This window comes from Paraburkholderia panacisoli, from assembly GCF_008369935.1.
In the GTDB taxonomy this organism is placed as follows: Bacteria; Pseudomonadota; Gammaproteobacteria; order Burkholderiales; family Burkholderiaceae; genus Paraburkholderia; species Paraburkholderia panacisoli.
The window spans coordinates 152,376-175,652 of sequence record NZ_VTUZ01000006.1 but is presented as its reverse complement, the minus strand read 5'-3'; the positions used below and the strand labels follow the sequence as shown (position 1 = coordinate 175,652).

The window sequence follows — 23,277 nt, the reverse complement described above, 5'->3', positions numbered from 1 at the left end:
ACACAATGAATGTTGCTGCACCGATTCTCGAAGTGGACAGTTTGTCGGTCCGGTACGGCAAGGTCGAAGCGCTGCACGGCGCGGCGATCAAGGTGCGGGCGGGGCAGATCGTTTCGGTGATCGGGCCGAACGGCGCGGGCAAGTCCACGTTGTTGAACGCGATCATGGGCGCATTGCCGAACACGGGGCACGCGAAGGGTGGGGTGGTCTATCAGGGCGAAGATGTCAGCGCGGTGCCGGTCGAGAAGCGGGTCGCGCGTGGCATGTGCCTGGTGCCCGAAAAGCGCGAGCTGTTTGCGTCGATGACGGTTGAGGACAACCTTGTTCTCGGGGCTTATCGACGCAAGCGCGCCGGGGAGCGCAATTTTCTCGACCAACTCGAACCAGTCTTCACGTTGTTTCCGCGACTGAAGGAGCGTCGCAAACAGGCTGCTGGCACTTTGTCCGGCGGTGAGCGGCAGATGCTCGCGGTAGGGCGTGCGTTGATGGGCAAGCCGGATCTACTGATGCTGGACGAGCCGAGTTTGGGCCTCGCACCGCTGATCGTAAAAGAAATTTTCCACATCATTAGCGCGCTGCGGCAGACCGGGGTGGCGACACTGTTGATCGAGCAGAATGCGCGCGCTGCGTTGCAGATTTCAGATTATGGCTATGTGCTCGAAACTGGGGAACTGGTGCTGGAAGGGCCGGCAACTGATCTGGCGCAGAATCCTCGCGTGATCGAGACGTATCTGGGGCTGGCCAAGAAGGTGGCTTAGGCGCCGACTTTTCGCTGACTGCTGCAGTTCGAAGCGGTGTGTTTCACGTGAAACACACCGCTTTTTTTATGAGTCAGCCAACCGGACGAAATTCGGGCCTAAACCGAACCCGTTATAATTCGCCCATACATTTTCCTCTGAAAGGCTCACGCGACGATCTGGCGTGAGATGCGCGATGCTTTTTCCCACAGAATTTGACGTAATTGTCGTTGGCGGTGGTCATGCCGGCACGGAAGCCGCGCTGGCTTCGGCGCGCATGGGCAATACGACGCTCCTGCTGACTCATAACATCGAAACCCTCGGCCAGATGAGCTGCAATCCGTCGATTGGCGGTATTGGCAAAGGCCATCTGGTCAAGGAAGTCGACGCGCTTGGCGGCGCGATGGCGGCCGCGACAGACGAGGGCGGCATTCAGTTTCGTATCCTCAATTCGTCGAAGGGGCCCGCCGTGCGGGCGACACGCGCTCAGGCCGATCGTCTGTTGTACAAACAGGCGATCCGGCATCGGCTGGAGAATCAGCCGAATTTGTGGCTGTTCCAGCAAGCCGTCGACGATCTGATGGTGGAAGGCGACCGTGTTGTCGGGGCGGTAACGCAAGTAGGAATTCGGTTTAGTGCGCGCGCTGTGGTGCTGACGGCGGGGACATTCCTCGACGGCAAGATTCATGTGGGCTTGAACAACTACACCGGCGGTCGCGCAGGCGATCCGGCGGCGGTTTCGCTGTCCGCCCGCCTGAAAGAATTGAAGCTGCCGCAAGGCCGGCTCAAGACGGGTACGCCGCCGCGTATCGACGGTCGCACGATCGACTTCTCGCAGCTCGAAGAGCAGCCAGGCGATCTCGATCCGGTGCCCGTGTTCTCATTCCTTGGGCGGACCGACCAGCATCCGCGGCAAGTGCCGTGCTGGGTCACGCATACGAACGGGCGCACCCACGACATCATCCGCGGGGGCCTTGATCGGTCGCCGATGTATACCGGCGTGATCGAAGGGGTGGGGCCGCGCTATTGCCCGTCGATCGAGGACAAGATCCACCGTTTTGCGTCGAAGGAATCGCATCAAATCTTCCTGGAACCGGAAGGGCTGACGACTAACGAGTTCTACCCGAATGGCATCTCCACGAGTCTGCCGTTCGATGTACAGCTCGAACTGGTGCGTTCGATGCGCGGTCTGGAACACGCGCACATTCTGCGGCCGGGCTACGCGATCGAATACGACTATTTCGACCCGCGCGGGCTGAAGGCTTCGCTGGAAACCAAGGTGATCAACGGGCTGTTCTTTGCCGGGCAGATCAACGGCACGACGGGCTACGAAGAGGCGGCCGCGCAAGGCCTGCTGGCGGGCATCAATGCAGGCCTGTACGTGCAGGGCAAGGAAGCGTGGTGCCCGCGTCGCGATCAGGCTTATCTTGGTGTGCTGGTCGACGATCTGGTCACACGAGGCGTATCCGAGCCGTATCGGATGTTTACGAGCCGGGCGGAATATCGCCTGAGCCTGCGCGAAGATAATGCCGATATGCGTCTGACCGAGATAGGCCGCGAGCTTGGCGTGGTCGACGATGTCCGTTGGGATGCTTTTAGCCGCAAGCGCGACGCTGTTTCACGTGAAACAGAACGCCTCCGCACAACCTGGGTCAATCCTAAGACGTTACCTGCTGACGAAGCGACGGCTTTGCTCGGCAAGCCGATCGACCACGAATACAGCCTGGCGGATCTGCTTCGTCGCCCGGGCGTCAGCTATGACGGCGTGTGCGGCTTGCGTGCCGGTGCATGTGGTGCGCCTGAAATCCTTGCTGAAGACGACGTGTTGCTCGCGCAGATCAAGGAACAGATCGAGATCGGCATCAAGTATCAGGGTTATATCGACCGGCAGGCCGGTGAGATCGAACGAAATGAGGCCCAAGAAAGCACACGTCTGCCCGAGGGATTGGACTACGCGGAAGTCCGAGGCCTCTCGTTCGAAGCGCGTCAGAAGCTGACGCAATTCCGGCCTGAGACGATTGGTCAGGCATCGCGCATCTCCGGCATTACCCCGGCGGCGATTTCCTTGCTGATGGTTCATCTGAAGCGCGGCTTGGGCCGTCGTTCGACGAAACCCGCCGAACCCGGCACCGATACGACGCCGGTGACGCAATGACGGTGAGCCAGAAGGGAAGCGCTCATCAGACGTTGGCACCCCTGCTGGCGAGCGGTGTCCGTGAACTCGGTCTCGAATTGAGCGACGCCCAGCAGGGCCAGTTGCTCGACTACGTCGCGCTGCTGGCAAAGTGGAACGCCGTCTACAACCTGACTGCAATCCGCGACCCGCGGCAGATGCTAGTCCAGCACATCCTCGATTCGCTTTCGATCGTGCCGCATCTCGCACCCCGTGGACCGTCGTCGGTCCTCGACGTGGGTTCGGGCGGCGGCTTGCCGGGGATCGTACTGGCGATCGTTTTGCCCGACTGGACAGTCACCGTGAACGACATCGTTCATAAGAAGACGGCTTTCCAGGCTCAGGCGAAGGCCGAACTGGGCCTGGCGAATCTGGCGGTTGTGACAGGCCGCGTCGAAACTTTGCGGCCGGGCGCCGAAGTACCGGCAAAGTTCGACGTAATTGTGTCGCGCGCATTCGCAGAACTCGCGGATTTCGTTACACTGGCCCGTCATCTGGTTGCGGAGCAGGGGGCGATCTGGGCGATGAAGGGCGTGCGTCCGGACGGCGAAATCGAACGCTTGCCGGCAGGCGCCCACGTGGAACAGATCATCCGGCTGAACGTGCCGTCGCTCGAGGCCGAGCGTCATTTGATCAAGGTGGTGGTGCGCGCCGACAACTGAGGCCGGCGCGCTAGCCTCGTGCACCACCGCAGCAGTACCAACGATTTTTACTTCATCTAGCAGCAGCAAAAGGGATACTCCAACGATGGCAAAAATCTTCTGCGTTGCGAACCAGAAGGGCGGCGTCGGCAAGACGACGACCACAGTCAATCTGGCCGCGAGCTTGGCAGCGCAGGGACAGCGAGTCCTTCTCATCGACCTGGACCCGCAGGGCAACGCCACGATGGGCAGCGGCATCGACAAGGCCGCATGCGCAAACACCGTCTACGAAGTGCTCGTGGATAGCGTATTGGTAGCCGACGCGCGCATCCGTCCGGAAGCCGTCGGTTATGACGTGTTGCCCGCGAACCGCGAACTCGCGGGCGCCGAGGTGGAACTCGTCAGCGTGCAGAATCGTGAACGTCAACTGAAAGCCGCGCTCGCGGCGGTCGAGAGCGAATACGATTTTGTGCTGATCGACTGCCCACCGGCTTTGTCGCTGCTGACGCTCAATGGGCTGTGCGCCGCCCACGGCGTGGTGATCCCGATGCAGTGCGAGTACTTCGCGCTCGAAGGTTTATCCGACCTGGTCAACACGATCAAGCAGGTGCACGCCAACTTGAACCGGGACCTGAAGGTCATCGGTTTGCTGCGCGTGATGTTCGATCCGCGCATCACGCTGCAACAGCAGGTTTCGGATCAATTGAAAGAGCATTTCGGCGACAAGGTGTTCGACGTGGTAATCCCACGCAACGTACGTCTGGCCGAAGCGCCGAGCTATGGCTTGCCCGGCGTGGTGTTTGATCGGGCATCCCGCGGTGCGCAGGCTTATGTGCAGTTCGGCGCGGAAATGATTGAGCGGGTGCGCGCGTTGAACGACGCGCCCCAGGCATCCTAAGCGGATCGAGGAAGCACGATGAACGCAGTAGCAAGAAAGAAGGGACTGGGACGCGGCCTTGAGGCGTTGCTGGGCGGTACCGCCGACATCACCGAGGCGGTGACGATCGACGGTGCGCCCAACGTGCTGCCGCTCAGCAAGATGCAGGCGGGCAAGTACCAGCCGCGCACACGCATGGACGAAGGCGCGTTGCAGGAACTGGCGGCCAGCATTCGCGCGCAGGGGCTGATGCAGCCGATCCTCGTGCGTCCCGTGTCGGCGGACAAGTACGAGATCATCGCCGGGGAGCGGCGTTTTCGCGCGGCGCGTCTCGCGGGCCTCGACGAAGTGCCGGTACTGGTGAGGGACGTGCCGGACCAGGCCGCCGCCGCTATGGCGCTGATCGAGAATATTCAGCGTGAAGATCTGAATCCGCTGGAAGAAGCGCAGGGCATCCAGCGCTTGCTCGACGAGTTCAGTTTCACGCACGAACAGGCGGCGGAGTCGGTCGGCCGTTCGCGTAGTGCAGTATCGAATCTGCTGCGCCTGCTGAACCTCGCTGCGCCTGTGCAGACGATGCTGCTGGCCGGCGATCTGGACATGGGGCACGCACGCGCGCTATTGGCCGTCGACGCCGCGACGCAGATCACGCTGGCTAACCAGGTCGTGAACAAACGCCTGTCCGTGCGCGAGACTGAAAAGCTGGTGGCGGCCACCACCAAGGCCGCGCCGGCGGTCAAGGCGCGCGCGAATCCGGACGGCGGACGCGACACGCGGCGGCTTGAAGAAGAACTGTCAGATCTGCTTTCGGCGACGGTAAAGATCAAGCTCGGTCGGCGGGGTAGGGGGCAGGTGCTGGTGGACTTTGGTGATCTGGATGCGCTGGAAGGTATTCTCGTTCGGTTGCGAGGCAATGCGACGGTGTAAGCGGCGGATTGCATCGGATAAGTGCTGAATAGGCTTGCGGCCGGGTGGTCGATCGCTCGCAAGCTTTTTGGAGCGATTCGGGCGTGTTCAGCGTTTGCCGAGGTGTCGTACTGCATGCCGAATTGGAAGGTTCAATTTTATTGATCTGCATTCCAAATCAATCTTGATTGGGTTCCTGAGTAAAAGTTGGGTCCTCATAATAAGGAGTCCAGATGTATTGCACATGTTGTGCAAACTTTGCGAAGACGGCAAAGACGTTTGATTTTGCCGCTGAGCTGGGAGTGCCGCGCGCCTGAGCGCGGCAATTGCCGTTACCAGGCGAGGACTTCCCGCCAACACCCGTCCGTCTCATGATGCGGTCGGACCGGGCGTGGTCATGTGGGTCAACAGGGCGAAGCGGGGCAGTCGCCCCGAGGTGCTCCCGAACTTGACCGCCGTCCGCCAAGCTAGTCGCGCGCAGCCGCTGCAAACAACGAGCCTCGGCGCTCCTGAGGTGCCCGTCGTGGCGCACTCCCTCCGTCATAAGAGCGCCGTTTACTCGTCAGCGCCTGACCTGTCCAATCCTGCGCGCAAAATTTGGCATTTGTTGCATTTTTGAGACGTCTGTCACGACATCCCACCGGCCTACCAGTGGCTGTAAACCGCGCCGATTCAAAGCGCGCGTTTTGCCGTCCCCCACCCGCCTTACATTCGGCGTGTTTTCTCCCAACAAACCGCTGTTCCCGCATCGTGGGGGCGCTTTTCACGCCGGTTATTGAACGGCCTAAAGTCTTGAATTGCCTGCAACTATCGCTTACAATCGCCCCGATTTAATTGCACGGCACCCCCGTAAACGCAGCGTAAGCTCGCGAGCTGAACAAAGACTTTCGGAACACTGCAATGGCGGTCAAAACGTCGAATCAAGCGCCGAAAAATGGGCGCGACGGACACCGCGTTGAACGCTCTGTTTCCGACGCGTCCACCGGTCAGCAGGTCGCGCACGAGGCGTGGGACGCCGAGCAAGAAGATAACAATATCGTTCCGCTCACGCGGGCTGAAGCCGAAAAGCTGTTTGGTCCGGGCGTGAGTCGTCCATCGCGCGTTACGCCTTTCAAGGTCGTGGCGGCGCAAATGGTTTTGTCCCTGGGTGCTACGCTGTTGTGGTGGCTGTTTTACAAGCCGCCGGGCGCTGCTGCGCTGTCCGCGTTCCTGGGTGGGGCGATTTGCTGGATTCCGGGTGCGTTGTTCGCGGCGCGCCTTAGAACGTTGAGCGGCGCTGAGACAGTGATGAGCTGGATGATCGGCGAAGCGCTCAAGATGGGGACAACGATCGCGATGTTTGTAGCCATCGCCTTCTGGTATCACGACGTACGCTGGGTTCCGCTGCTCGTGACCTACCTTATTGCGCTCAAGACCTACTGGATCGCCCTCGCGTGGCGTTAAGGTAGCAGTAACACAGTAGCAGCACAAAATTCAGGCTGGCGCGCAGCGCGCCGGCAACAGGTGTGCGGATACGACACGGTCCGCACCCGGCGTGTTCCCGCAATACAGCATTGCTGCGGGTGCGGCCTAAGACGATTTTCGACAATTTGGGTGGCTTTAACGATATGGCAGCTAGCGAAGGCACGCGCGCAACGGATCCGTCCGAGTACATCGCGCACCACTTGCAGAACTTTTCCACCGCGCACCAGACGTCGATTTTCGACATTCACGTGTGGAATCTGGACACCCTCTTCTGGTCGATCGTTTGCGGTCTGGCCACCATTCTCATCCTGCGTCTCGCTGCCCGCAAGGCAACGTCCGGCGTGCCGGGCCGTTTCCAATGCGCGGTCGAAATGCTGGTCGAAATGGTCGAGGATCAATCGAAGTCGATGATCCACGGCTCGCGCACTTTCATCGCGCCGCTGGCCCTGACCGTGTTCGTCTGGGTCGCGCTGATGAACTCGCTCGACTTTATCCCTGTCGACCTGCCGGGCCACGTGATCGGCTGGCTGGGTCTGTCCGAAGCCATCCCGCACCACCGCATCGTGCCGACCGCCGACCTGAACGGCACGCTCGGCATCGCCCTCGGTGTGTTCGCGCTGATGATTTACTACAACTTCAAGATCAAGGGCGCCGGCGGCTTCGTGCATGAACTGCTGTCCGCTCCGTTCGGCGCGCATCCGCTGCTGTGGATCCCGAACCTTGCACTGAACATCATCGAGTTCGTCGCGAAGACGGTCTCGCTCGGCATGCGGCTGTTCGGCAACATGTACGCGGGCGAACTGTTGTTCCTGCTGATTGCCCTGCTCGGCAGCATCTGGAGCTTCGGCGCGGACACGACGGTGCTTGGCTTCATCGGCCACGTGGTCGCCGGCACAGTGTGGTCAATCTTCCACATCCTGATCGTTCTGCTGCAGGCGTTCATTTTCATGATGCTGACGCTGGTGTACATCGGCCAGGCACACGACACGCACTAACCGGTGCCGTCGACAAAGAATCATCGTTTTTCAAATCCCAGTTCCAACCAGTTCTAAAAGACTTTTCACAAAGGAGTGATCATGCAAGCTTTCATCGCCAACATCCAGGGTCTGACCGCCATCGGTATCGGCATCATCATCGGCCTGGGTGCAATCGGCGCCTGTATCGGTATCGGCCTGATGGGCGGCAAGTACATCGAAGCGTGTGCTCGTCAGCCGGAACTGATGAACCCGCTGCAAACCAAGATGTTCCTGCTGGCTGGTCTGATCGATGCGGCGTTCCTGATTGGCGTTGGTGTGGCAATGCTGTTTGCGTTTGCGAACCCGCTGCTGTCGAAGCTGGCAGGCTGAGGTTCCTCGGAAGTTTGCGCCTGAGCTATAACTGGTAAAGGCGCAGGGCGGAACGGGCACTTGGGCGCTGATCGAATACAGAATCGATGAGCGCCTTGCCGTTTCACTTTCCGAACTAGCAACGTTTAAGGAAACACCGTGAATCTCAACGCAACCCTGTTTGCGCAAATGGTCGTGTTCCTGATCCTCGCGTGGTTCACGATGAAGTTCGTGTGGCCGCCGTTGATCAACGCCCTCGACGAGCGCTCGAAGAAGATTGCTGACGGTTTGTCGGCTGCCGAAAAGGGCAAACAAGAACTCGAAGCCGCTCACAAGCGCGTCGACCAGGAACTTGCCCAGGCACGCAACGACGGTCAGCAACGTATCGCCGACGCGGAAAAGCGCGCTGTGGCAGTCGCTGACGAAATCAAGGCTCAGGCACAAGCTGAAGCCGCTCGCATCATCGCGCAAGCGAAGGCCGACGCGGACCAGCAAGTCGTGAAGGCGCGCGAAACGCTGCGCGGCGAAGTCGCTGCACTTGCTGTGAAAGGCGCTGAGCAGATCCTGAAGCGCGAAGTCGATCAGGCAGCCCACGCTGACCTGCTGAATCAACTGAAAGCCGAGCTCTGATCATGGCCGAACTTGCAACCATCGCCCGTCCGTACGCAGAAGCGCTGTTTGGCGTGGCCGAAGCTGGTGACACCGCCGCCTGGTCCACGCTCGTGCAGGAGCTGGCACAGGTTGCGCGTCTGCCCGATGTGCTGTCGATCGCCTCGAGCCCGAAAGTAAGCCGCGCCCAGATCAGCGAACTGCTGCTGTCCGCGGTCAAGTCGCCGCTCAAGGACAACGCGCAAGCGAAGAATCTGGTGCAAATGCTGGTGGACAACCATCGCCTGCAATTGTTGCCGGAAATCGCCGCGCAGTTCGAAGAGTTGAAGAACGCCCGCGAAGGGGCGGCCGATGTGCTGATCGTCAGCGCATTCCCGCTCGAAGGCGCGCAGTTGAACGAACTCGTCGTAAGTCTCGAACGCAAGTTCAAACGCAAGCTGAAGCCGACGGTCGAAGTCGACGCGTCGTTGATCGGCGGCGTACGCGTGACGGTCGGCGACGAAGTGCTCGATACCTCGGTCCGCGCGCGGCTTGCCAGCATGCAGACGGCTCTGACGGCCTGAAGCGCCCACGGCGCTGAAGCGGCTGGCACGCAACAGAATTGACTATCAGGAGCGAATAATGCAACTCAATCCCTCTGAGATCAGCGAGCTGATCAAGAGCCGGATCCAGGGCCTTGAAGCGAGCGCAGACGTTCGCAACCAGGGCACCGTGATCTCCGTGACCGACGGTATCGTGCGTATCCACGGCCTGTCGGAAGTGATGCAGGGCGAAATGCTCGAATTCCCGGGCAACACCTTCGGTCTCGCACTGAACCTCGAGCGCGACTCGGTCGGCGCGGTGATTCTGGGTGAGTACCAACACATTTCGGAAGGCGACATCGTCAAGACGACGGGCCGCATTCTGGAAGTGCCGGTGGGTCCGGAACTGCTCGGCCGCGTGGTCGACGCACTCGGCAACCCGATCGACGGCAAGGGCCCGATCAACGCGAAGAAGGCCGACGCAATCGAAAAGATTGCTCCGGGCGTGATCTGGCGTAAGTCGGTCTCGGAGCCGGTCCAGACCGGCCTGAAGTCGATCGACTCGATGGTACCGATCGGCCGCGGCCAGCGTGAGCTGATCATCGGCGACCGCCAGTGCGGCAAGACCGCAGTTGCGGTGGACGCGATCATCAACCAGAAGGGCAAGAACCTCTTCTGTATCTACGTCGCGATCGGCCAGAAGGCTTCGTCGATCATGAACGTGGTGCGCAAGCTGGAAGAAACCGGCGCGCTGGAATACACGATCGTCGTGGCCGCGTCGGCTTCGGAATCGGCTGCGATGCAGTACCTCGCTCCGTACGCCGGCTGCTCGATGGGCGAATACTTCCGCGACCGCGGTCAGGACGCGCTGATCGTTTATGACGACTTGACCAAGCAGGCTTGGGCATACCGTCAGATCTCGCTGCTGCTGCGCCGCCCGCCGGGCCGCGAAGCTTACCCGGGCGACGTGTTCTACCTGCACTCGCGTCTGCTGGAACGTGCTGCTCGCGTGTCGGAAGAGTACGTCGAGAAGTTCACGAACGGCGAAGTGAAGGGCAAGAGCGGTTCGCTGACGGCGCTGCCGGTCATTGAAACGCAAGCAGGCGACGTGACCGCATTCGTTCCGACGAACGTGATCTCGATTACCGACGGCCAGATCTTCCTGGAAACCGACCTCTTCAACGCAGGTATCCGCCCGGCAATTAACGCTGGCGTGTCGGTGTCGCGCGTTGGTGGTGCGGCTCAGACGAAGGTCGTGAAGAAGCTGTCGGGCGGTATTCGTACCGACTTGGCGCAGTACCGTGAACTGGCTGCATTCTCGCAGTTCGCATCGGATCTCGACGAAGCGACCCGCAAGCAGCTGGAGCGCGGCCGCCGCGTGACGGAACTGCTGAAGCAGCCGCAATATCAGCCGCTGCAAGTGTGGGAACTGGCCATTTCGCTGTTCGCAGCGAACAACGGCTACCTCGACGACCTCGAAGTCTCGCAAGTCCTGCCGTTCGAAAAGGGCCTGCGCGAATACCTGAAGTCGAGCCACGCTGACCTGGTCAAGCGCATCGAAGATACCAAGGAACTCTCGAAGGACGACGAAGGCCTGCTGCACACGGCCCTCAAAGACTTCAAGAAGTCCGGCGCTTATTGATCCGCGAGTGATCCGCAAGGCATAAACGGACCTTGAAGCGGCGCGGGCCGCATGTGAATGCCCCCGCGCCGCTTCGATCAAGGAGCAAGCAATGGCTGGAATGAAGGAAATTCGCGGCAAGATCAAGAGCGTGCAAAACACGCGCAAGATCACGAAAGCGATGGAGATGGTGGCCGCATCGAAGATGCGCCGCGCTCAGGAGCGCATGCGCGCTGCTCGCCCGTATGCCGACAAGGTCCGCGACATCGCTGCGCACATGAGCCGTGCGAACCCCGAGTATCGTCACCCGTTCATGGTGTCGAACGAAGGCGCGAAGGCGGCCGGCATCATCCTCGTCACGACCGACAAGGGTCTGTGCGGCGGTATGAACACCAACGTGCTGCGCGCGTCGACACAGAAGTTCAAGGAACTCGAAGGCCAGGGCAAGTCGATCGAAGCAACTGCGATCGGCACGAAGGGTCTGGGTTTCCTGAACCGTCTGCGCGCCAAGGTGGTGTCGAACGTCGTGCATCTGGGCGATACGCCGCATCTGGAAAAGCTGATCGGCGCGGTGAAGGTGCAGCTCGACCTGTACTCGGAAGGCAAGGTTTCGGCGGTGTACCTGGCGTACACGCGCTTCGTCAACACGATGAAGCAGGAGCCGGTGATCGAGCAACTGCTGCCGCTGTCGGCGGACCAGTTCGAGCGCAAGGAAGAAGACGGCGCGACGCCGAGCACGCAGTGGGACTACATCTACGAGCCGGATGCGCAGGCAGTGGTGGACGAACTGCTGGTGCGTTATGTCGAAGCGCTGGTCTATCAGGCCGTCGCGGAAAACATGGCATCGGAGCAGTCGGCCCGGATGGTCGCGATGAAGGCCGCTTCGGACAACGCGAAGCAGGTCATCAACGAACTGCAGCTCGTGTACAACAAGAGCCGTCAGGCCGCGATCACGAAAGAACTGTCGGAAATCGTCGGTGGGGCAGCGGCAGTCTGACCTTGAAGGTCAGGCAGGCCGCTTCGTGTGCGCCCGTGAGGCGCACCCGTCCAGGCGACCCCACCGAAACTGCGCCTTTGCGCGAGTGAAGAATTGAGTATCTAAAGGAAAAGCGATGAGTACTACTGCTTTGGTAGAAGGCAAGATCGTACAGTGCATCGGCGCGGTGATCGACGTGGAATTCCCGCGTTCGGACATGCCGAAGATTTACGACGCGCTCATTCTCGAAGGTTCGGAACTGACCCTCGAAGTCCAGCAACAGCTGGGCGACGGCGTCGTCCGTACCATCTGTCTGGGTGCATCGGACGGCCTGCGTCGCGGCACGGTCGTGAAGAACACGGGCAACCCGATCAGCGTGCCGGTCGGCAAGCCGACTCTGGGCCGGATCATGGACGTGCTGGGTCGCCCGATCGACGAAGCCGGTCCGATCAACTCGGACGTGGTTCGCGGCATTCACCAGAAGGCTCCGGCGTTCGACGAACTGTCGCCGTCGACCGAGTTGCTCGAAACCGGCATCAAGGTTATCGACCTGATCTGCCCGTTCGCGAAGGGCGGCAAGGTGGGTCTGTTCGGTGGCGCCGGCGTGGGCAAGACCGTGAACATGATGGAATTGATCAACAACATCGCTAAGGAACACGGTGGTTACTCCGTGTTCGCAGGTGTTGGCGAACGTACCCGTGAAGGGAACGACTTCTATCACGAAATGAAGGACTCGAACGTTCTCGACAAGGTCGCGCTGGTGTACGGCCAGATGAACGAGCCGCCGGGCAACCGTCTGCGCGTCGCGCTGACCGGCCTGACGATGGCTGAGCACTTCCGTGACGAAGGTCTCGACGTGCTGTTCTTCGTCGACAACATCTACCGTTTCACGCTGGCCGGTACCGAAGTGTCGGCACTGCTCGGCCGTATGCCGTCGGCAGTGGGCTATCAGCCGACGCTGGCTGAAGAAATGGGTAAGCTGCAAGAGCGTATTACGTCGACCAAGACCGGCTCGATCACGTCGGTTCAGGCCGTGTACGTCCCTGCGGACGACTTGACCGACCCGTCGCCGGCTACGACCTTCGGCCACCTGGACGCAACGGTCGTGTTGTCGCGTGACATCGCTTCGCTGGGTATCTACCCGGCAGTGGACCCGCTCGATTCGACCTCGCGTCAGATCGACCCGCACGTGATCGGCGAAGAGCACTACGCGATCACGCGCGGCGTGCAGCAAACGCTGCAGCGCTACAAGGAATTGCGCGACATTATCGCGATTCTGGGCATGGACGAATTGGCGCCGGAAGACAAGCTCGCCGTCGCGCGCGCTCGTAAGATCCAGCGTTTCCTGTCGCAGCCGTTCCACGTCGCTGAAGTGTTCACGGGCTCGCCGGGCAAGTACGTGCCGCTGAAGGAAACGATCCGTGGCTTCAAGATGATCGTTGAAGGCGAGTGCGACCACCTGCCGGAACAAGCGTTCTACATGGTCGGCACGATCGACGAAGCCTTCGAAAAGGCCAAGAAGATCCAGTAAAGGTCGGGTGTAACGAAGCGGGCGCCGGAGTCCGCGCTTATTGGATGCTCTTGCAGCATCCAAAACGCAAAGCCGGCGCCTCTCACTACGCTCACCTCAGGAGTCGACATTTATGGCAACTATCAAGGTAGACGTCGTCAGCGCGGAAGAGCAGATCTTCTCGGGCCAGGCGAAGTTCGTCGCGCTGCCGGGCGAAGCGGGTGAACTCGGCATTCTGCCGGGCCACACGCCGCTCATCACGCGGATTCGTCCGGGTGCGGTGCGCATCGAAGTTGAAAACGGCGAAGAAGAGTTTGTGTTCGTCGCCGGCGGCATCCTCGAAATCCAGCCGGGCGCTGTGACGGTTCTCGCCGACACCGCGATTCGCGGCAAGGATCTCGACGAAGCCAAGGCCGAAGATGCACGCAAGCGTGCGGAAGAAGCGCTGCAGAACACGGGCTCGAACCTCGAATACGCAACCGCGCAAGCGGAACTGGCGTATGCGACGGCCCAACTCGCGGCGATTCAGCGTCTGCGCAAGCTACGCGGTCAGAACTAGGCAATACGTATCAGAAAAAGAGCAGCCTTCGTGGCTGCTTTTTTTTGATCGCGAGTTGACGTTTACGGAAAGGTCAGCGAGATTACGAGATCGAACGGATTGGTTGCCGGCCACGAGGACCGCGCGATGGGCTGCGGGTAAGACTTGATGCCGTACGGACATACGCCGGTGGCACAATCCATTTCAAATTCATTTCAATAGAGCGAGCTTCCGCTCACGGAGACAACACCATGGCAACGCAAGTGTCAGGCGAAGGTGCACTCATCGAACCCAAGGACGACCTGTCGTACGTGCGCGGGTCGACTGAGATTCCGTTGAGCGAAGCAACAGTCGGCCAGTTTCTGCGCGATACCGCGGAGCGCTTTCCCGATCGCCCGGCCGTGGTGTTTCGCGAGCAGCGCATTCGCTGGACTTGGAAGGAGTTCGCTGACGAAGTCGACGTGTTGGCGTCAGGGCTCCTCACGCTCGGCATCGCGAAGGGAGACCGCGTCGGCATCTGGTCGCCCAACCGGGTCGAGTGGTTGCTGACCCAATTCGCGACCGCGCGCATCGGCGCTGTGCTCGTCAATATCAATCCGGCGTATCGGCTCGCGGAACTCGAATACGCGTTGAACAAGGTTGGCTGCAAGGCAATCATCGCCGCCGAGCGTTTCAAGACGTCGATGTACCTGGAGATGCTGCAGGAGCTCGCGCCGGAACTGGCCACGCAAACGCCAGGCGACCTTCACGCCGCAAGGCTGCCCGATTTGCGCTACGTGATCCGCATGTGTGACACCGAAACGCCTGGCATGATGAGCTTCTCCGAACTGATCGAACGGGGGCGTTCGACGCGCGACGCCGCGCAGCTCGACGCCCTCGGCGCTACGCTGACGTGCCACGAGCCGATCAATATCCAGTTCACCAGCGGCACGACCGGCAACCCGAAAGGCGCGACGCTGACCCACAGCAATGTCGTGAACAACGCGCGTTACATCGCGATGGCGATGCGGCTGAGCGAACAGGACGGCTTGTGCATTCCCGTCCCGCTGTACCACTGTTTCGGGATGGTATTGGCGGTGCTGGCGTGCGTGTCGGTCGGCGCGAATATGGTGTTTCCGGGCGAAGGCTTCGACCCGGCCGCGACCCTTGCCGCGGTTGCCGAAGAAAAGTGCACTGCGTTGCATGGTGTGCCGACGATGTTCATCGCCGAACTCGATCATCCGGAGTTCGCCAGCTACGATTTTTCGCATCTGCGCACCGGCATCATGGCGGGCTCGCCATGCCCAATCGAGACGATGAAGAAGGTCGTCTCGAAGATGCATTTGAGCGAAATCACGATCGCTTACGGCATGACGGAGACCAGCCCCGTGTCGTTCCAGAGTTCCACTACCGACCCGCTCGACAAGCGCACCACGACAGTGGGCCGGATCCAGCCGCATCTGGAGGTGAAGATCGTCGATCCGCTCGGCCAGATCGTGCCGGTGGGTGAAACCGGCGAGCTGTGTACGCGAGGCTACTCGGTGATGCAGGGGTATTGGGGCGATGAGGCGAAGACGCGCGAGAGCATCGTCGACGGCTGGATGCACACCGGCGATCTGGCGACGCTAGATGCCGAGGGTTACTGCAATATCGTCGGCCGGCTGAAGGACATGCTGATTCGAGGCGGCGAAAACATCTATCCGCGCGAGATCGAAGAGTTTCTGTTCCGACACCCGAAGATCCAGAGCGTGCAGGTGTTCGGCGTGCCCGACGCGAAGTACGGCGAGGAGGTCTGTGCGTGGGTCGTGCTGCGCTCGGGCGAGCAGGCGACAGCCGAAGAGATCCAGCAATTCTGCCAGGGGCAGATCGCGCACTACAAGGTGCCGAAGTACATCCGTTTCGTCGATGAATTGCCAATGACGGTGACCGGCAAAGTGCAGAAATTCGTCATGCGCGAGCGGATGATCAGCGAATTGAAACTGAAGGAAGACAGGACGGCGTGATGCCATTGCGGCGCCGCGCTGGCAAAAGGTCGACGACCGGCGCGGCGCAAAGAAAAGACAGGAAAAAGCCAATCCATTTGCTGAACAACTCGCTCACAAAATCCACGAATGTCCATTACGGAGCGATATCGCACCGCGCAAACGTTTAACCAGACGAAAAAAAAGCGGGCCTGGAGCCCGCTAAAAACCACACGCTACGGGGTTAGCGCGAGGAGACCAAAGTTGGAACCGACTTGAACGACGACCCTGCGCCGAACTACGGCCCCAGCAGGGATGCCCCTTCACAGGGCTTCGGCATACGCCGACCGGCAAGTGCATCGTATCCGCTCACACCACGCACCCAGCCACATCCGTGTTGAAACCGTTGAGGGCATTGTGGGCGAATTAATCTAGCCGCGCGGTAACAAAGTGTTTCAGGTTGTAACGCCCGCCAGATAAGGCATGCCGGGATTTATTGCTGAATCAAATCGTACCAAAAGTAATTTTTACCCATGACTGATGCGCAATTTCATACGCATGATTGATGCTAATCGTGACGCATATCGCGGAATAATCCGTTCAGTCTGTTCCGCATGAAATAGTTGCACATGCATCTTTTTTGAGATGAACCGCCCTGTTACACGAGTTTCTGGGACGCTCGAAATCTCCTCTCACGCAATGAGATTGACGTGCTGCGTCGCAGCATTTTTCACTTATTTGACTCGCCAGCAAATGGGGCTGATTCGCCAGCGCCACATTTCGGTGCTTTGTTCGGTTTTTTCTTAAAAGCTGAGGATTCGGTTACATGATCGCGGGGCACGATGAAAAATCTGGCCTGACTAGCCGCCTGCGTCTCCCGATAAACCAACACAGGCGGCCCGGCTTACAGCAACCTTATTTGAGCCATTTATCCGAAATAGCCTGATATTCGCCAGTCGCTCGCGCGAGGTGCAACCATTGGTCGACGTATTGCTGGAACGCAACATCGCCGCGCGGCACCAGCCAGGCCTTCTCGCCGTACTGAAACGGTTTGTCCGGATGCACGGAGCAAAGACCCGGATTCAACTTTTGCTGCAACAGCGTTTCCGACGCGTCGGTCACCATCACATCCGCCTTGCCGGCCAGGATCTGCTTGAAGATCGTCACGTTGTCGGGATAGACGGTCACGTTCGCATGCTGGAAGTACTGCTTGGCGAAACGCTCGTTGGTGCCGCCCGGATTGACGATTACCCGTGTCGCCGGCTGGTCGATCTGGGCGACCGTCTGATATTTGTTGACGTCGTCGCACCGAACGATCGGTGTTTTGCCGTCGATCATATAAGCCTGCGTGAAAAACGCGCGCTTTTGCCGCTCGAGCGTAGGCGATACGCCGCCCACGCCGATATCGCATTTCTCGACGAAGTCGTTCATCAGGTTCGACCACGACGTTTTGACGAACTCCGCTTTCACACCAAGCGACTTGGCGAGCGACTCCGTCATGTCGATATCGATGCCCTCGAACTGGCCGTCGCCTTTATGGAACGAATACGGTTTGTAGTCACCGGTCGTGCAGGCGCGCAGCGTGCCGCGGCTGAGAATTTCATCGAGCCGGGAAGGCGCGGCGGTGGTCTGCGCACCAGCTACGCCTGCGTACATCAAAACGCCGGTGAGCGCGCCGAGGATGGCGAGTGCTGGCTTGTTCATCGAGTCTCCTTATTGTTTGTATGTAATTGCCTGATAAGACGGTGCGATAGTAGCCCGGCAAGGCCGGCTTGAACATCGGCCGTTCAGCCAGGTCAGCGCGCCGCAATCGGCATTGAAATACCGTCCGCAAGCCGTTCGCGCAACGGTTATTGACCGCATCAGGCGCGATGCGGCGAGCCGGCTCCGGGTAAAATGCCCTTTTGCCCTCAGTCGTACGCACCGTGGCCCATAAACTCCTGAACGACACCTTCCTGCGCGCGCTGCTGCGCCAGCCGACCGACTACACACCGATCTGGCTGATGCGGCAGGCTGGCCGCTACTTGCCGGAATACAACGCCACGCGGGGTCGCGCGGGCAGTTTCCTCGGCTTGGCGAAGAGCCCGGCGTTCGCGACGGAAGTCACGCTGCAGCCGCTCGAGCGCTATCCGCTCGACGCCGCAATCCTGTTCTCCGACATCTTGACCGTGCCCGACGCGATGGGCCTGGGGCTCGAATTCGTTACTGGCGAGGGGCCGAAATTCGCGCGCCCGGTGCGCACGGAAGAGGATGTCGCGCGCCTGGCGGTGCCGGACATCGACGCGACGCTGCGTTACGTGACCGACGCGGTGCGCGAAATCCGCACCGCGCTCACGGACGCGCAAGGCCGCCAGCGCGTGCCGCTGATCGGCTTTTCGGGCAGCCCGTGGACGTTGGCGTGCTACATGGTCGAAGGCGGCGGTTCGGCGGATTTCCGCACCGTCAAGTCGATGCTCTACGCGCGTCCAGACCTGATGCACCGCATTCTGGACGTCAATGCCCGGTCGGTCGCGGCCTACCTGAACGCCCAGATCGAAGCCGGCGCGCAAGCGGTAATGATTTTCGACACGTGGGGCGGGGCGCTGGCGGACGGCGTCTATCAACGTTTTTCGCTGCAGTACATCCAACAGGTGGTGAGCCAGCTGAAGCGCGATCACGACGGCGAGAAGGTCCCGGTGATCACCTTCACGAAGGGCGGTGGCCTGTGGCTCGACGAGATCGCCGAGATCGGCGTGGATGCGGTTGGCCTCGACTGGACGGTGAATTTGCGCAAGGCGCGTGAGCGGGTGGGCGGCAAGGTCGCGCTCCAAGGCAATATCGACCCGTCGGTACTGTTTGCGCCGCCGGCTTCGATTCGCATGGAAGCGCGCGCGGTGCTCGACAGCTTCGGCAATCATCCTGGGCACGTCTTCAATCTCGGGCACGGTATTTCGCAGTTCACGCCGCCGGAGAACGTTGCCGAACTGGTCGACGAAGTCCATCGTCATAGCCGCGCGATTCGCAGCGGCGCTCATGCACCGGCATGAAGCCGTAATCGTTACCAGTTTTTGTTGCGACGCAGCGAAGTGGGCTCTCGGCCTAAGGGGAAATTTGCAGTCCATGGGCCGTCAGATGGCGCTCCCACGAATGTCAAGGCTTGACTTATGCACATTCGTCACGCTGCGGCGCGGTAGAGGCTGTAGTCGTGTCCTGACCCTTGCACAGTGCGGGCACATTTGATCTAAGCCTTGTCTGGCAAGGGTTTGGCGGCTTCCGGGGGAAATGTGCGGAAGCCCACAGAAGGCCGCTGCGGCGCGGTTTGCGGCCCATCGGAACAAAGTTCTTAACAAAGTTATCCACAGGCCAGCGGACCGAGTGCAATTCTTCAGCCGAATCCAAAACTTAGCGCCGTTATTGAAGTTTTACTTTAACTTCGAGCGCCGCGTCATCGACTCGATGTTCATCACGGTGCAGCGTCGCCTCGCGCCGGCCCTTCCTCTTTCCTCTGCCGCGTGAGCGAAGTATTTGTCCGTGTCGCGCTGGATCATCCGCTGCCGACGCTGTTCGACTACCGTTACGACGCGCCCGAACCCGCGGCGTCGGGCATGCTCGTCAGCGTACCGTTCGGCAAGCGGCATGTAGTGGGGCTCGTGTGCGAAGTGACCGCTCACAGTGATGTGCCCGCCGAGCGGCTGCGCTCGGCGAGCAGCGTTTGCACGGCCTGCCCGCCGGTATCGAAGGAATGGCTGAAATTGGCCGCCTTCGCCGCGGACTACTACCATCGCGGCCTCGGCGAAGTGGCGCTGCCCGCATTGCCACAAGCGTTGCGCGATGCGTCGCGCTGGTCGCGCCTGTTTGCGCCGGAAGAGCGCTATAGCCTCACGCCCGAGGGCCGGCAGGCGCTGCCTGCCGCCCTGCCCGCCCGCGCCAGCGCGTTGAGAAAGTTGGCGCAGGCATTGGCCGAAACCGACTTCCTGCTGGCTACCGACGCCCGCGCGCTGCACCCCAAGGCGCTTGCAAGCCTGGACGCGTGGCGTGAGCAAGGCTGGGCCGCGCTGGACGTCATCGAAGCCGCCGCGGTGCTTGCCGCCCCACCGTCGCCGGACACGCCCGCGCCCGCGCTGCCGACGCTCACCGACGAGCAGGCGGCCGCCGTCGAAGCGATCCGCGACGCGCACGGCTTCGCGCCGTTCCTGCTGCACGGCGTGACGGGCAGCGGCAAGACCGAGGTGTATCTACGCGCGCTCGCCGAGATCCTGTCCGCAAAGCCCGACGCGCAGGCGCTCGTCCTCGTGCCCGAAATCAATCTGACGCCGCAATTCGAGGCGGCCTTCCGCGCGCGCTTCGCCGCGCTGGACGGCACGTCGATCGTCACGCTGCATAGCGGTCTCGCGGAGGGCGAACGGGCCCGCAACTGGTTCGCCGCGCACACCGGCCGCGCCCGCATCGTGCTCGGCACGCGCCTCGCGGTGCTGGCGTCGCTGCCGAGGCTCGCGATCATTGTCGTCGACGAGGAGCACGATCCGGCCTACAAGCAACAGGAAGGCTTGCGCTATTCCGCGCGCGATCTGGCGATCTACCGCGCGAAGCAACTGGGTTTGCCCGTCGTGCTCGGCTCGGCGACGCCGTCGCTGGAAAGCTGGTGGCAGGCCGACCAGGGGCGCTACAAGCGCCTCACCCTATCGCGCAGGGCGGTCGCCGACGCGGTGTTGCCGAGCGTGAAGCTGATCGATCTGGAAGAGGAGCGCAGGCGCGGGCGGGCGTCGGTGGAAGGTCTGTCGGGACCGCTGATCGCCGCGCTGAAGGCGCGCGTCGAGCGCGGCGAGCAAAGCCTCGTATTCCTGAACCGCCGCGGCTACGCGCCGCAACTTGCCTGCGATGCATGTGGTTGGGTCGCCGGTTGTCCGCGCTGCAGCGCCTACGTCGTGCTACACAAGCCAGAGCGCGCGCTGCGCTGCCATCACTGCGGCTGGGAGTCACGCATTCCACGCTCGTGCCCGGAATGCGGCAACGTCGATATCGCGCCGATGGGGCGAGGCACACAGCGCGTCGAAGAGACGCTCGCGAGCGCGGTGCCCGGCGCCCGCGTGCTGCGTATCGACGCCGACAGCACGCGTCGCAAGGGAAGCGCGCAAGCGCTGTTCTCCGATGTCCACGCGGGCGAGGTCGATATTCTTGTCGGCACGCAGATGATCGCGAAGGGCCACGACTTCCAGCGCGTGTCACTGGTTGGCGTGCTGAATGCCGACACCGCGCTGTTCTCCCACGACTTCCGTGCGAGCGAGCGCCTGTTCGCTCAACTGATGCAAGTGAGCGGCCGGGCCGGCCGCGCGGGTTTGCCCGGCGAGGTGCTGGTGCAAACGCGTTATCCGCGTCACGCGCTGTATCACGCGCTAAGTCGCCACGACTATGTCGGTTTCGCCAATTCCACGCTCGCCGAGCGGCGCGACGCGCACCTGCCGCCGTTCGTCTATCAGGCGCTGCTGCGCGCCGAGGGCCGCACGCTGGAGGCGGCGCTCGCTTTCCTGCAACAGGCCGCGGCGCAGCTGACCAGCATCGCGGCCGCCGAGCGCGTGACCGTCTACGACGCCGTGCCGCTGACCATCGTCAAGGTGATGCACGTGCATCGCGCGCAGTTACTGATCGAAAGCGCATCGCGGGCTGCGTTGCAGGCCACTTTGCGCGCCTGGCAGCCGCTGCTGCGGGGCTTGAAAGGCGTGCTGCGCTGGAATCTCGAAGTCGATCCGCTCGACATCTGACCCCGCTTGCCAGCCCGCGAGCGGCATTACTTCTTTGAGTCATATTGATAGAGCGAATGGTCGTTTCGCTTTGCGATGCCGCTCGCCTATATTCGCCGAATCGGCGCTCATCCAGACAAAAACTCCCCATTTCAGCGCCGATGCACGTCAACTTTCCCGAGGCATTTGCGATGAGCGACACCAACCAGACCTTGCCGAGCGACGCGGCGCCGGCACGGCGCCAAGGCACCCACGGCGGTGGACTCCTGCTGACTGAAGACTGGCTCGCCGTGTGGGTCGGCCTGCTGGTGATCGTGATCGCCTGGGCGCTGTTCGCCTCGGGCAGCAGCATCAGGTGGTTGGCGGTCGCGCCCGCCAAATGGTCGAGCGTGGCGCAGACGGCGCAGGACTTCGGCAGGCATCTGCCGAACTACGTCGCGTTGTTCGTCGTGTTCGCGCTGCTCTTCGGCGCGAGCCTTGCGCTGTTGAAGCAGCGTGTCGGCGCCTTCCTTGCGGCGTTTCTGATCCTCTTCATCGCGTCGGCGCTGATCTTCACGCTGGGCGCATGGGTCAACGCGTCGAAGTACAACCTGGAGCCGCCGCTCGTCGCATTGGCGCTGGGGCTGCTGATTTCCAACGTGTTCACGTTGCCGGAGTGGTTCGCGGCTGGCTTGCGCGTCGAGTTCTATATCAAGGTCGGCATCGTGCTGCTCGGCGCGACGCTGCCGTTCACACTGCTGGTGTGGGCCGGACCGGTGGCGGTCGCGCAGGCGACCATCGTGTCGCTCGTGACGTTCTTCGTGATTTTCTACGCCGCTAAGGCGTTCGGCCTCGACCGACGTTTCGCCGCCGTGCTCGGCGTGGGGGGCGCCGTGTGCGGCGTGTCGGCAGCGATCGCGATCGCCGGCGCGGTGCGGGCCAAACGCGAACAGGCGTCGGTGGCGATCACGCTGGTGGTCCTCTGGGCGATCGTGATGATCTTCGTATTGCCGTTCGCGTCGCGTTCACTCGGCCTGTCGACGGCGGTCGCCGGCGCGTGGATCGGCACCTCCGAATTCGCCGACGCCGCCGGCATCGCGGCAGCGCAAGCCTATGGCGACTTCGCAAAACACGCGGGCGGCGCGATTGCCGGCGCGCCGGAGGCGTCGCTGCAGGCGTTCACGCTGATGAAGGTGGTCGGCCGCGATATCTGGATCGGCATCTGGGCGTTCGTGCTGGCGATCGTCGCGACGACGCGCTGGGAATCGCAGGATAGCGGTGTAAAAGCGAAGGCGAATGCCGCGGAGATCTGGACGCGCTTTCCGAAATTCGTGATCGGTTTCGTCGTCGCGTCCGCGCTGGTGACATGGATCGCCAGCCACTATTCGCTGGCCGATTACCGCAAGATCGTCACGCCCGAGTTCGTCGCGCCGATCACCGTACTGCGCACGTGGGCGTTTACGTTCTGCTTCCTCAGCATCGGCTTGACTACGCGCTTGCGCTCGCTCACGGCCACCGGCCTGAAGCCGTTCCTCGCGTTCACGGCGGGTGTGGCGGTCAATATCGCGATCGGCTACGCGCTGTCCGCGCACGTGTTCGCGGCGTACTGGAACAGTCTGGGGCAGGGATCGTGACTTACATGGCCGGTCGAGCCGCCGACACGGCGGACGCGCACGCCGAAGCTTGCGCACCGCGTTGCGCAAGCTGCCGGTATCGCGCGGAAGACAGACATTCGTTGGAGCA

Annotated in this window: 19 protein-coding genes; 18 read left to right on the top strand and 1 reads right to left on the bottom strand. The window is 61.5% G+C overall.

The features are described from left to right. Window positions 1-5 precede the first annotated feature (5 nt). The 15 genes from FVF58_RS11445 (at window position 6) to FVF58_RS11375 (ending at window position 15,880) form a co-directional block, all read left to right on the top strand. On the top strand, window positions 6-758 hold the full coding sequence (locus tag FVF58_RS11445) for an ABC transporter ATP-binding protein (protein WP_188130791.1): 753 nt from the start codon (window positions 6-8) through the stop codon (window positions 756-758). A gap of 175 nt (window positions 759-933) precedes the next feature. Then, entirely contained in the window at window positions 934-2,892 is a 1,959-nt protein-coding gene (gene mnmG / locus FVF58_RS11440) for a tRNA uridine-5-carboxymethylaminomethyl(34) synthesis enzyme MnmG (RefSeq protein WP_149670013.1), read from the top strand. Further along, window positions 2,889-3,572, top strand: a complete 684-nt coding sequence (gene rsmG / locus FVF58_RS11435; protein ID WP_149670012.1) for a 16S rRNA (guanine(527)-N(7))-methyltransferase RsmG — start codon at window positions 2,889-2,891, stop codon at window positions 3,570-3,572. The genes mnmG and rsmG overlap by 4 nt, the downstream gene beginning before the upstream one ends. A gap of 85 nt (window positions 3,573-3,657) precedes the next feature. Further along, window positions 3,658-4,449, top strand: a complete 792-nt coding sequence (locus tag FVF58_RS11430) for a ParA family protein (RefSeq protein ID WP_149670011.1) — start codon at window positions 3,658-3,660, stop codon at window positions 4,447-4,449. An 18-nt stretch (window positions 4,450-4,467) separates the two neighbouring features. Then, window positions 4,468-5,355, top strand: a complete 888-nt coding sequence (locus tag FVF58_RS11425; protein WP_149670010.1) for a ParB/RepB/Spo0J family partition protein — start codon at window positions 4,468-4,470, stop codon at window positions 5,353-5,355. A gap of 879 nt (window positions 5,356-6,234) precedes the next feature. Further along, window positions 6,235-6,777 (top strand): ATP synthase subunit I, encoded by a 543-nt coding sequence (locus FVF58_RS11420; RefSeq protein WP_149670009.1) that lies wholly within the window; start codon window positions 6,235-6,237, stop codon window positions 6,775-6,777. Window positions 6,778-6,941: 164 nt separating this feature from the next. Beyond that, complete coding sequence (gene atpB, locus FVF58_RS11415) at window positions 6,942-7,793, top strand: F0F1 ATP synthase subunit A (protein ID WP_149670008.1); 852 nt, start codon at window positions 6,942-6,944, stop codon at window positions 7,791-7,793. Between the two features lie 81 nt (window positions 7,794-7,874). Next, the gene (gene atpE, locus FVF58_RS11410) at window positions 7,875-8,144 is read left to right on the top strand and encodes a F0F1 ATP synthase subunit C (RefSeq protein WP_007180033.1); all 270 of its coding nucleotides are present in this window, start codon (window positions 7,875-7,877) and stop codon (window positions 8,142-8,144) included. 138 nt (window positions 8,145-8,282) lie between these two features. After that, window positions 8,283-8,753: a F0F1 ATP synthase subunit B gene (locus FVF58_RS11405; RefSeq protein WP_042327177.1), complete on the top strand. Its 471-nt coding sequence runs from the start codon at window positions 8,283-8,285 to the stop codon at window positions 8,751-8,753. Window positions 8,754-8,755: 2 nt separating this feature from the next. Beyond that, window positions 8,756-9,295 carry a F0F1 ATP synthase subunit delta gene (locus FVF58_RS11400; protein ID WP_149670007.1) on the top strand — a complete coding sequence of 180 codons (540 nt, stop codon included), beginning with the start codon at window positions 8,756-8,758 and terminating at the stop codon, window positions 9,293-9,295. A 58-nt stretch (window positions 9,296-9,353) separates the two neighbouring features. Beyond that, window positions 9,354-10,895: a F0F1 ATP synthase subunit alpha gene (gene atpA / locus FVF58_RS11395; RefSeq protein ID WP_149670006.1), complete on the top strand. Its 1,542-nt coding sequence runs from the start codon at window positions 9,354-9,356 to the stop codon at window positions 10,893-10,895. Between the two features lie 91 nt (window positions 10,896-10,986). Beyond that, window positions 10,987-11,871, top strand: coding sequence for a F0F1 ATP synthase subunit gamma (gene atpG / locus FVF58_RS11390; protein WP_149670005.1), 885 nt, complete (start codon window positions 10,987-10,989; stop codon window positions 11,869-11,871). A 115-nt stretch (window positions 11,872-11,986) separates the two neighbouring features. Continuing rightward, a complete protein-coding gene (gene atpD, locus FVF58_RS11385; RefSeq protein WP_149670004.1) occupies window positions 11,987-13,381 on the top strand; it encodes a F0F1 ATP synthase subunit beta in 1,395 nt (464 codons plus the stop codon). Window positions 13,382-13,493: 112 nt separating this feature from the next. Then, window positions 13,494-13,919: a F0F1 ATP synthase subunit epsilon gene (locus tag FVF58_RS11380; RefSeq protein ID WP_149670003.1), complete on the top strand. Its 426-nt coding sequence runs from the start codon at window positions 13,494-13,496 to the stop codon at window positions 13,917-13,919. Window positions 13,920-14,149: 230 nt separating this feature from the next. Next, window positions 14,150-15,880 carry an AMP-binding protein gene (locus FVF58_RS11375; protein WP_149670002.1) on the top strand — a complete coding sequence of 577 codons (1,731 nt, stop codon included), beginning with the start codon at window positions 14,150-14,152 and terminating at the stop codon, window positions 15,878-15,880. An 873-nt stretch (window positions 15,881-16,753) separates the two neighbouring features. Here FVF58_RS11375 and FVF58_RS11370 read toward each other — a convergent pair. Beyond that, the gene (locus FVF58_RS11370) at window positions 16,754-17,542 is read right to left on the bottom strand and encodes a transporter substrate-binding domain-containing protein (RefSeq protein WP_149670001.1); all 789 of its coding nucleotides are present in this window, start codon (window positions 17,540-17,542) and stop codon (window positions 16,754-16,756) included. Window positions 17,543-17,763: 221 nt separating this feature from the next. Between FVF58_RS11370 and hemE the strand changes: the two genes are divergently transcribed. The 3 genes from hemE to FVF58_RS11355 all read left to right on the top strand — a co-directional run bounded on the left by hemE (window position 17,764) and on the right by FVF58_RS11355 (window position 23,168). Continuing rightward, window positions 17,764-18,864, top strand: coding sequence for a uroporphyrinogen decarboxylase (hemE, locus tag FVF58_RS11365; protein ID WP_149670000.1), 1,101 nt, complete (start codon window positions 17,764-17,766; stop codon window positions 18,862-18,864). 465 nt (window positions 18,865-19,329) lie between these two features. Next, window positions 19,330-21,576, top strand: a complete 2,247-nt coding sequence (locus tag FVF58_RS11360) for a primosomal protein N' (RefSeq protein WP_149669999.1) — start codon at window positions 19,330-19,332, stop codon at window positions 21,574-21,576. Between the two features lie 170 nt (window positions 21,577-21,746). Continuing rightward, complete coding sequence (locus FVF58_RS11355; protein ID WP_149669998.1) at window positions 21,747-23,168, top strand: YeiH family protein; 1,422 nt, start codon at window positions 21,747-21,749, stop codon at window positions 23,166-23,168. Window positions 23,169-23,277: the final 109 nt, after the last annotated feature.

What these genes read in the sequence shown, in the direction of transcription:
- mnmG (WP_149670013.1), top strand. Translation starts at nt 934, where the DNA reads ATGCTTTTTCCCACAGAATTTGACGTAATTGTCGTTGGCGGTGGTCAT.
- FVF58_RS11430 (WP_149670011.1), top strand. Translation starts at nt 3,658, where the DNA reads ATGGCAAAAATCTTCTGCGTTGCGAACCAGAAGGGCGGCGTCGGCAAG.
- FVF58_RS11355 (WP_149669998.1), top strand. Translation starts at nt 21,747, where the DNA reads ATGAGCGACACCAACCAGACCTTGCCGAGCGACGCGGCGCCGGCACGG.
- atpA (WP_149670006.1), top strand. Translation starts at nt 9,354, where the DNA reads ATGCAACTCAATCCCTCTGAGATCAGCGAGCTGATCAAGAGCCGGATC.
- FVF58_RS11400 (WP_149670007.1), top strand. Translation starts at nt 8,756, where the DNA reads ATGGCCGAACTTGCAACCATCGCCCGTCCGTACGCAGAAGCGCTGTTT.
- FVF58_RS11380 (WP_149670003.1), top strand. Translation starts at nt 13,494, where the DNA reads ATGGCAACTATCAAGGTAGACGTCGTCAGCGCGGAAGAGCAGATCTTC.
- FVF58_RS11425 (WP_149670010.1), top strand. Translation starts at nt 4,468, where the DNA reads ATGAACGCAGTAGCAAGAAAGAAGGGACTGGGACGCGGCCTTGAGGCG.
- FVF58_RS11370 (WP_149670001.1), bottom strand. Translation starts at nt 17,542, where the DNA reads ATGAACAAGCCAGCACTCGCCATCCTCGGCGCGCTCACCGGCGTTTTG.
- atpB (WP_149670008.1), top strand. Translation starts at nt 6,942, where the DNA reads ATGGCAGCTAGCGAAGGCACGCGCGCAACGGATCCGTCCGAGTACATC.
- FVF58_RS11375 (WP_149670002.1), top strand. Translation starts at nt 14,150, where the DNA reads ATGGCAACGCAAGTGTCAGGCGAAGGTGCACTCATCGAACCCAAGGAC.
- rsmG (WP_149670012.1), top strand. Translation starts at nt 2,889, where the DNA reads ATGACGGTGAGCCAGAAGGGAAGCGCTCATCAGACGTTGGCACCCCTG.
- atpD (WP_149670004.1), top strand. Translation starts at nt 11,987, where the DNA reads ATGAGTACTACTGCTTTGGTAGAAGGCAAGATCGTACAGTGCATCGGC.
- atpG (WP_149670005.1), top strand. Translation starts at nt 10,987, where the DNA reads ATGGCTGGAATGAAGGAAATTCGCGGCAAGATCAAGAGCGTGCAAAAC.
- atpE (WP_007180033.1), top strand. Translation starts at nt 7,875, where the DNA reads ATGCAAGCTTTCATCGCCAACATCCAGGGTCTGACCGCCATCGGTATC.
- FVF58_RS11420 (WP_149670009.1), top strand. Translation starts at nt 6,235, where the DNA reads ATGGCGGTCAAAACGTCGAATCAAGCGCCGAAAAATGGGCGCGACGGA.
- FVF58_RS11445 (WP_188130791.1), top strand. Translation starts at nt 6, where the DNA reads ATGAATGTTGCTGCACCGATTCTCGAAGTGGACAGTTTGTCGGTCCGG.